This is a genomic window from Pseudomonas sp. 05N431 (assembly GCF_056397005.1).
The window spans coordinates 64,768-72,788 of the sequence record NZ_JBFTMN010000022.1; the positions used below are offsets into that span (position 1 = coordinate 64,768).

7 protein-coding genes and 1 pseudogene are annotated in these 8,021 nt (G+C 59.9%); all 8 read right to left on the minus strand.

Annotated elements, in window-relative coordinates; all coding sequences use genetic code 11:
* Positions 1-20: 20 nt before the first annotated feature.
* On the minus strand, positions 21-953 hold the full coding sequence (locus tag AC1DIG_RS26315; protein WP_477769652.1) for a D-2-hydroxyacid dehydrogenase: 933 nt from the start codon (positions 951-953) through the stop codon (positions 21-23).
* A 127-nt stretch (positions 954-1,080) separates the two neighbouring features.
* Positions 1,081-1,374, minus strand: a complete 294-nt coding sequence (locus AC1DIG_RS26320; RefSeq protein ID WP_019692499.1) for a YcgL domain-containing protein — start codon at positions 1,372-1,374, stop codon at positions 1,081-1,083.
* Positions 1,371-2,504 (minus strand): ribonuclease D, encoded by a 1,134-nt coding sequence (gene rnd / locus AC1DIG_RS26325; protein WP_477769653.1) that lies wholly within the window; start codon positions 2,502-2,504, stop codon positions 1,371-1,373. The genes AC1DIG_RS26320 and rnd overlap by 4 nt, the downstream gene beginning before the upstream one ends.
* A 112-nt stretch (positions 2,505-2,616) precedes the next feature.
* Entirely contained in the window at positions 2,617-3,279 is a 663-nt protein-coding gene (locus tag AC1DIG_RS26330) for a class I SAM-dependent methyltransferase (RefSeq protein WP_477769654.1), read from the minus strand.
* A 109-nt stretch (positions 3,280-3,388) separates the two neighbouring features.
* Positions 3,389-4,765, minus strand: coding sequence for a glutamine synthetase family protein (locus tag AC1DIG_RS26335; RefSeq protein ID WP_477769655.1), 1,377 nt, complete (start codon positions 4,763-4,765; stop codon positions 3,389-3,391).
* A 497-nt stretch (positions 4,766-5,262) separates the two neighbouring features.
* Positions 5,263-5,913, minus strand: coding sequence for a DUF2931 family protein (locus AC1DIG_RS26340; protein ID WP_477769656.1), 651 nt, complete (start codon positions 5,911-5,913; stop codon positions 5,263-5,265).
* A gap of 82 nt (positions 5,914-5,995) precedes the next feature.
* Positions 5,996-6,310, minus strand: a pseudogene (locus AC1DIG_RS26345) (DUF2931 family protein); the annotation flags it as partial.
* Positions 6,252-8,021: type VI secretion system tip protein TssI/VgrG (gene tssI, locus AC1DIG_RS26350; protein ID WP_477769657.1), on the minus strand; the 1,770-nt coding region annotated here is incomplete at its 5' end. The pseudogene AC1DIG_RS26345 and the gene tssI, both read right to left, overlap by 59 nt.

Here is an 8,021-nt window from a genome sequence, read left to right on the forward strand (position 1 = left end):
CACAGTTGTTCCGTGTGGTTTCAGTAGCCGCGTGTGAAATCCACTTCGCCGCGCAACGCTTCACCGGCCTGATACGCCCGCAGATTCTCGAGAAACAGCTGCACCATCATCGGCGGTGAGGTGGGTGCCGAGCTGTGGCCGGTCAGCAGCAAGCCCCAGGCGGTCCAGAATGGATGGCGCTGCGGCAACGGTTCCTGACGGCAGACGTCGATCACCGCCCCAGCCAGATGCCCTTCCTTCAAAGCCTCCACCAGATCCGCATCGACTACCGCCACGCCACGCCCGACGTTGATGAACAAACCGGTCGACTTGAACTGCTTGAACAACGCAGCGTTGTACAGATCGTGAGTGTTCGGCGTATTCGGCAACAGGTTGACCACGTAATCGACTTCACCGACCAGGCGCCCCAGATCCTCCAGCCCCGCGACCTCAATGAACGGCGCCTGCTCGCGCGGCGAACTGGCGATCCCGTATAGCTTGACGCCAAAAGGCACCAGGAACTGCGCCACGCTCTGACCGATATCGCCGGTACCGACGATCAGCACCTTGCGCCCCGCCAGGCTCTGGCCCAGACGGTTGTCCCACTTGCGCTCGACCTGGCTGACCAGTCGCGCCAGCACTTCGCGCTCATGGCCAAGCATGTAGGTCAGCACGTATTCAGCCATCATCTGACCGAAAATCCCGACCGCTCGAGTCAGCCGGTAGTGGCGTGGCAAGCCGTCGGCGAGCAACGGTGTAATGCCGGCCCAGGTCGATTGCAGCCACTGAGGCTCATGACCTTGACGCAACAGCGTCGCCAACAGGTCCGGCTGGCCGAGCCAGACCGGGCAGTCGGCGGCCAGGCTGGCCAATTCAGCGGAGTCGCCGCTGGTCAGTACTTGCAGTTCAGGCGCGGCCTGACGCAACAGTTGGGCATATACAGCGTGGTCGTGTTCGGCAATCAGAACGCGCATGGTTCAAACCTTCAAAAGCAGTGCACAAGACCGCCGAAGGAGTGTTTCTCCCTCGCTCGCGGCCCTCGCCAAAATAATCAATTCCATTGTTTCCAGAGGCTCTGGACAGAGCCCCTACAGATATCCGTCAAACCGGATCATTGCGTCGTAGCAGCTCTTCCGGCAAGTGCTCGATGTACTCGTCTTCGGCCGGTGGCATTTGCAGGTGATAGCCCTGCTTGTCGAGGTTTTCCAGGACCACTGTGATGTCTTCGCGCGAGAGCTTGCGCTCGGGGGTCAACACCAGGTCGAAGGCGTGATGCGGTTTGCCGAACGCCAGCAGCAGGTTTTCCGGGACGCGCTCCAGTGCATCGCTTTTGAGCACGTAGAGGTACATCTCGTTTTTCTTCAGGCTTCGGTAGATAGAGCAAATACGTTTCAAGGCTGTTCTCCGGCAGTGGCCAGGCAGTCGAGCAGGGCCTGGCCCATCAATTCGCGGCGCCAGCCACGCAGCGAATCAGGCAATTGGTAAGGGCCCTCGGGGAAGCCGCTCTTGAGCAAGGCTTCGAGGGTTTTCTTGCGCAGCATCAGTTCCGGGGCAATGTTCAAGCGTTCAGCTTCGGCCTGACCGAGCGCTCGCAGACGCTTGACCAGTGCCGCGGCTTCCACCGGCAAGGGCTCCGGCACCGCTGGCGGCCACTGGTCCGGCGGGACACTGCCCGCCTGCTTGATCAAGCCCAGCAGGAACTCACCGTCCTGACGCACGGTGCGCGGGTGCATGTCTTCGATTTTCGCCAGTGCCCCGAGATTGTCCGGCTGGGTGCGTGCCAGCGGCCACAACGAATGCTCGCGCACGATGCGGTTACGCGGCAGGTCTCGGGCACGGGCTTCGCGCTCGCGCCAGGCGCAGAGTTCGCGCAGCACGGCGAGTTGCGCGCGGGAGAGTTTCCAGGCCAGCTTGGCCTCGCGATACACCTCGTAAGGGTCGACTTCGCGGCGCAGGTTGGCGACCAGTTCGGCGCCATCTTCCAGGACCCAGGCGTACTTGTCGTCCGACAACTTTGGCCGCAGACGCACGAAAACCTCTGCCAGATGCACGGCATCTTCGGCGGCGTAGCTGATCTGGGTTTCCGAGAGCGGACGTTGCAGCCAGTCGGAACGGGTCTCACCCTTGGGCAGGTCGATGCCGAGTACTTCCGACACCAGACGCGAGTAGCCCATGGAGAAGCCCAGGTTCAGGTAGGCAGCCGCCAGTTGCGTGTCGAACAATGGCGCCGGCAGGCTGCCGGTCAAGCGCAACAGGACTTCGAGGTCTTCGCTGCAGGCGTGCAGCACTTTGACCACGGCCGGGTTTTCCAGCAATTGGGCCAGCGGTTGCCAGTTGTCGATCGTCAGCGGATCAATCAGGAAAGCGCGCTCGCCATCGCCAATCTGCAACAGGCCGGCGATCGGGTAAAAAGTGTCGACCCGCATGAATTCGGTGTCGAGGGCGACGAACGGCAACTGCTGCCATTGGGCGCAAAACTGACCGAGGCTATCGTTGTCGCGAATCCAGTGAATATCGATGGCCACACGGCTCTCCCTTGAAGAATGGCGCGCAGTATATATCGGCCCCGGCGATTTCCGCGCACTGACTGAGCAAGCGCTTGAGCAAAACTCGCGCTGCTCGAGAAGAATAGGACAGCTAGTCGGCTTTATGCAGCACGTAGACGCGCGGCAGGTCGCTGCCAGGCAGAGTGTCCAGGTATTTGAGCGTCTTGAAACCCGCTTGCCGGAACTCTGCCTCAAGTTCGGCCTTGGTCGCCAGTTGATGCGGTTGTGCATCCTCGCCGAACCGCGCACGCAGCTTGAAGTACCCGTCTCGCTGTACCGACACGATCAGCGCATCGCGACTGACCCGGTGAAACTCACGCAGTATCGCCAGGCGATGTTCACTGTTTTCGATGTGCTGGAACAACGGCATGCAAAAAATGCAATCCACGGCGTTTTCCGGCAAACCGATGGTGAATGCCGAGCTCTGAAAGGTTTTGACCCGTTTGAGCAGCTCGGCCGGATGATGGGTCTGGGCGTGGTCGAGCATTTCCTGGGACGGGTCGCTGGCGAGAATCACCCGGTTGGTGTGCTCGGCCAGCACCGGCCAGTTGCCCCCTGCCCCGCAGGCCACATCGAGAATCAGCCCCGGTTCGCCGGCCACCTTGAGTGCGCGCCGCACCAGTCGCTTGCCACGCCACTGCAAAAACCGCTGCACCAGCCCACGGGGATGCGGCTGGAGGCAGACTCGAGCGTGCTCCTGATCGTAGCGTCGAGCACATTCGTGCTCGACTGAGGAGGGGGGTTGCGCAGACATAACTGGCGACTCTTGATAAAGGGAACGACTGACGGGCGACAGGTTATCAAGCTTCGCGTGAAAAAAAGGTTTAATGACGAAACAGGCTCTAGTTCTGCCGCTTTCAGCATTACGCCTGATGCAAATACCAGCGCCAGTCCTGCTCCCCGACCTCCCCCATGAACGTACGGTACTCGGCGCGTTTCACGGCCAGGTAAACCCCGAGGAATTCCCCGCCGAACGCATCGCGCGCCCAGGCCGAACCCTCCAGCGCGCGCAGCGTGGTCAGCCAGTCGGTCGGCAGCAACTCGCTGGCTTGCGCGTAGCCATTGCCTTCGACCGGGGCGCCGGGGTCGCACTGTTCGCGAATCCCGCGATGAATACCGGCCAGAATCGCCGCAGCCGCCAGGTACGGGTTGGCGTCGGCACCACAGATGCGGTGCTCGATGTGCCGGGAAAACGCCGGTCCGCCCGGCACGCGCAGGCTGACGGTGCGGTTGTCCACGCCCCAAGTCGCGGCCAGCGGCGCATAGCTGTTGGTCTGGAAACGCCGATAGGAATTGGCATTGGGGCAAAACATCAGCAATGCATCGAGCAAGGTGCCGAGCATGCCGCCCACCGCGTGCTTGAGCAGTGGCGTGCCGTCCGGCGCCTCACTGGCAAACAGGTTGTTGCCGTGCTTGTCCGCCAGGCTGACGTGCAGGTGCATGCCGGTGCCCGCCAGGTCATCAAAGGGTTTGGCCATAAAACACGCGAGCATCCCGTGCCGGTGCGCCACGCCTTTGACCAGACGCTTGTAACGCACCGCTTCGTCCATCGCTTGCAACGCATCGCGGCGGTGTTCGAGGGTGATTTCCACCTGACCTGGGGCGTACTCGGAAATCGCCGTGCGCGCCGGGATGCCCTGGAGTTTGCAGGCCGCATAGAGATCAGCGAGAAACGGTTCGATCTGTTCCAGTTCACGCAAGCCGTAGACCTGGGTTGTCCGTGGCCGGCCGCCATCGACATCCCGCGCGGGCTGCGGGCGACCGTTGCTGTCACGTTGCTGGTCGAGCAGGTAAAACTCCAGCTCTGCCGCCATCACCGGGTAATAACCATCGGCCTTGAGCCCGTCGATGACCTTGGCCAGCAAATGCCGCGGATCGGCCACGGTCGCTGGCAGGCCCTCCTGCGGGTGCATGCTGACTTGCACCGCCGCCGTCGGAATCTGCCGCCACGGCATACGCTGCAAACTGCCACTCACCGGATAGGCCCGGCAATCGATATCGCCAACCTCCCAGACCAGCCCGGAATTTTCCACGTCTTCACCATTGATCGTCAGCCCGAGAATGGTGCTCGGCAGTGGCCGGCCGCTTTCATAGACCGCCAGCAACTCATCGCGATGGAGCAATTTGCCGCGTGGTACACCGTTGTTGTCGAGGATGAACAACTCGAACATCTCGATATCCGGGTTGAGCTCAAGGAAGGTCAGGGCTTCTTGTGTCGAGGCAAAGGGGGTCGTACTCATGGGAACTCTCGTATTTCCGCGTCAGGCAAACGCACAGGCGCCGCCAGTTGGATCCCTGCACATGAGGCAAGGACCGTTGAGAAGACTTAACGGGAAATACAGGCATCCGGCGGGCGCGCATGGCGGCAGTGCCACAGCGCCCAAAAGGCCAGTTCAGAAGGCAGTGCAGACAGGTTCAGGGCGGCGGACGTGAATCGACGCCGATGCTGAGGGCATGACGCATAAGCGCCAGGCGAAGCCTCGGGGTGAGTGTCGACTGAGCAACCGTCCATAGAGAACACCGCAGAACACAGAGGCTGAGCAGCGTCACACGCAGCGATATGCCGTTAAATCCAGACTTGAAGAACTTTGGTTGCGGATTGGCTAAACATTTGCGAGTGATTGGCTGCCTGCAATGCGTGATTGCATGGACTTGAGCACCTCATGGCACGCCCACTCAGCAGCCGCTACTTCAAGTGCCCTTACGAGTAATACCCTCCCTTTACGCGCCCCCTTGGTTACCAGGAGCCATAGGGAATACCGAACTGGTTGATGTAGGCTTTGGATTCATCTGACAGAAAGTAATACTCACCATTTGTCTTGCCCCTGTAAGGGCCTTCGGGGTTGATCGTGCCTACTACGCGGGTGACCTCGGTTGCCTTCAGGCAAGGGCCACCCAAATACACTTTGGCGATACCGCCAGGTGCCAGGCCTACAATCAGCAGCTTTCGGTAGTCCGTTATCCATTTACCATCTGCACCACAAAAAGCCCTTTCGCCCTTGAGCATGGCGGTTCGAGCCGATTCGGGGATTTCGATGTACGCTTCATAGGTCTGCGGCTCGGCCAGCGACTGCCAGCGTACGTAGACCAACCGGGGGAGATCAGCGCCTCTTACATACCGGCCACTCCCGCCCGGATGCTCAGCCCATCCTTTTGGCTTCCCGTTAAATTTTGCAGGTATGCCTTTGCTGAATGTCCTCGGATAGCCTGTGGTCACTCCTCCGCTGCCTGCACCGCGGAACACGCGTCCATTGATATCCACGACATCCGCCGTTTCAATCCAGGCTTCCATATAGGGCGGCCCAAAAAAATCCAGCGTCCAGGCGTCATAAGGCAGTGACCGGCCAATACCCGTGGTGCATCCCCCCAAGAGCAACACCAATAACATTGCAACACTCGCTTTAACTGCGGGTGAGTTCTTAAACATTGGGATGTACCAGTGGTCGTGGTTTCTCGTGATTGTTCATGGATTACCAGGAGCTATAGGGAATACCGAACTGGTCGATGTAGGCTTTAGACTCTTCTGAAAGGGGTCGATGTTTTCCGTTGGACGTGCCCCTGTAGGGACCTTCAGGATTGATAGTGCCTTGTACGCGGGTGACCTCGGTTGACTTCAGACACGGGCCACCCAAATACACTTTGGCGATACCGCCCGGTGCCAGGCCAACAATCAGCAGCTTTCGGTAATCCGTTTTCCATTTGCCGACGGCACCGCAATAAGCCCTTTCACCCTTGAGCATGGTGGTTCGAGCCGATTCGGGAATCTCGATAACCGCCGCCAAGGTCAGAGTGAACACCCGGCAACACGATATCGGCAGCACCGGCACTGTTGAGCGAGAAGTTGTGGCGACGCTCGTCCCGTGCCACCAGGTGCACGACTTTTTTGGCCAGGTCCGGCGCCAGGTACAGGTTGACGCCGGGATTGTTGGCGTCGTGGACACTGATGCCGCCAATGGAAACGCTCGCGACGGCGGCAACGGTGTCGAAGATACCGATAAAATTGATGGACACATCGATGTTGGCGCGCCAGGCAAAATCCTCGATGAACAGTGATGACTCGGCTGGCAGTAGCGTGGCCAATGGGTTCTGCTCCCCCTTCACTATTTCATTGGCGAAATGTCGGGCGGCAGCGGCGCCTCGGCTGAAACCGAAGATATCGAATTCGATGCGCTCAATTTTTCGTTCAGGATTTGATAGCTTAAACCGCTCAATCCTTTCGAGAATTCGTGCTGGGCTCTCCTCAACTCGCGCCAATACACCCTGCGCGCCCAAACCGGTCATCTGTGAAAAAGTTGAATCCTGCTCACCACTACTAGTACCGATGCCTTCCGGGTAAACGCGGATTGATGCTTTAGTTTCATCCTCTGAGAGCTGGCGTTCGCGGTCATCCCTGTACAGGTCATACAGCTTCGCCACATTACTGCTGTCATTCCCATAACTGTTATCCGGCGCTCCCCCTTCGCCGTCATAGCCATGAGCCTGACAAAACTGCCGAATGTCCTCCGCCAGCGCCTCCAAACCCACATCCCGCGCATAGCACCCGGCAACCGTTTCACTGTTGGACCGGTTGTTGCCGGTGCCATCGAAGAACACACCGATCCGCAAGGTAATCCCCTCCAGCTCGACTTCTTCCTCCTCTTCCTCCAGTTCGCCTGACGCTTCGTCCTCAGGCGCGACGGATGCCAGCAAACCCGCCGCTACCCCCGGCAGTAATGCATGTGCAGCCATGCCCGGCACGGGAGAACCGCCGACCTCTATCGCGCGACTGCTGAAAATACCGTCGGCGTTGATCACGATGTGCTGACCGCCGACCTTCACCGAAAGGCTCTCACCCGCCTCTATCACAAGGTGCGTACCGGCCTTGATGTGCATCTGCTCGCCGGCCTCGATCACCAGGGTTTTGCCGATCCGTGTATGGCTGCTGCTGGCTACCTGCAAGTAGTCGTTAGCCTTGAGCTGGACCTTGCGATCCGCCGCGACCGTGCGATGTTCTTCAGCCCCCAGCACCGTGATGCTGTCGCCCTTGATGGTTTCCCGGCGCTCGTTACCCACTTCCAGCCGGCTGTCATGTTCGACCTTCTGCTCCAGATCCCGCTGGGCCCGCAGGTAGATCAGCTCCTGCCCGGCGCGGTCTTCGATCGACAGTTCGTTGTACCCCCCCGTGCTGGGGGAGCTGCGACTGCGCAGTACGGTTTTGGTTTTGTTCTCGGGCAAGGGATAGGGTGCAGGTGTGACTTTGTTGCTCAGGCAACCGGTGATCAGCGGATGATCGGGATTGCCTTCGAGGTAAGTGACGAGGACTTCCATGCCGATACGCGGAATGGTCACCGCGCCAAAATGATCCCCCGCCCAGCTGGAGGAAACCCGCAGCCAGCAACTGCTTTTTTCGCTGTCGCGTTCGGCCCGGTCCCAGTGAAACTCGACTTTGACGCGACCATATTCATCGCAGTAGATCTCTTCGCCGGCCGGGCCGGTGACGCGGGCGGTCTGGCAGAC

Coding starts and splice junctions, on each gene's coding strand:
- AC1DIG_RS26315 (WP_477769652.1), bottom strand. CDS start 953: ATGCGCGTTCTGATTGCCGAACACGACCACGCTGTATATGCCCAACTG.
- AC1DIG_RS26335 (WP_477769655.1), bottom strand. CDS start 4,765: ATGAGTACGACCCCCTTTGCCTCGACACAAGAAGCCCTGACCTTCCTT.
- AC1DIG_RS26330 (WP_477769654.1), bottom strand. CDS start 3,279: ATGTCTGCGCAACCCCCCTCCTCAGTCGAGCACGAATGTGCTCGACGC.
- AC1DIG_RS26340 (WP_477769656.1), bottom strand. CDS start 5,913: ATGTTATTGGTGTTGCTCTTGGGGGGATGCACCACGGGTATTGGCCGG.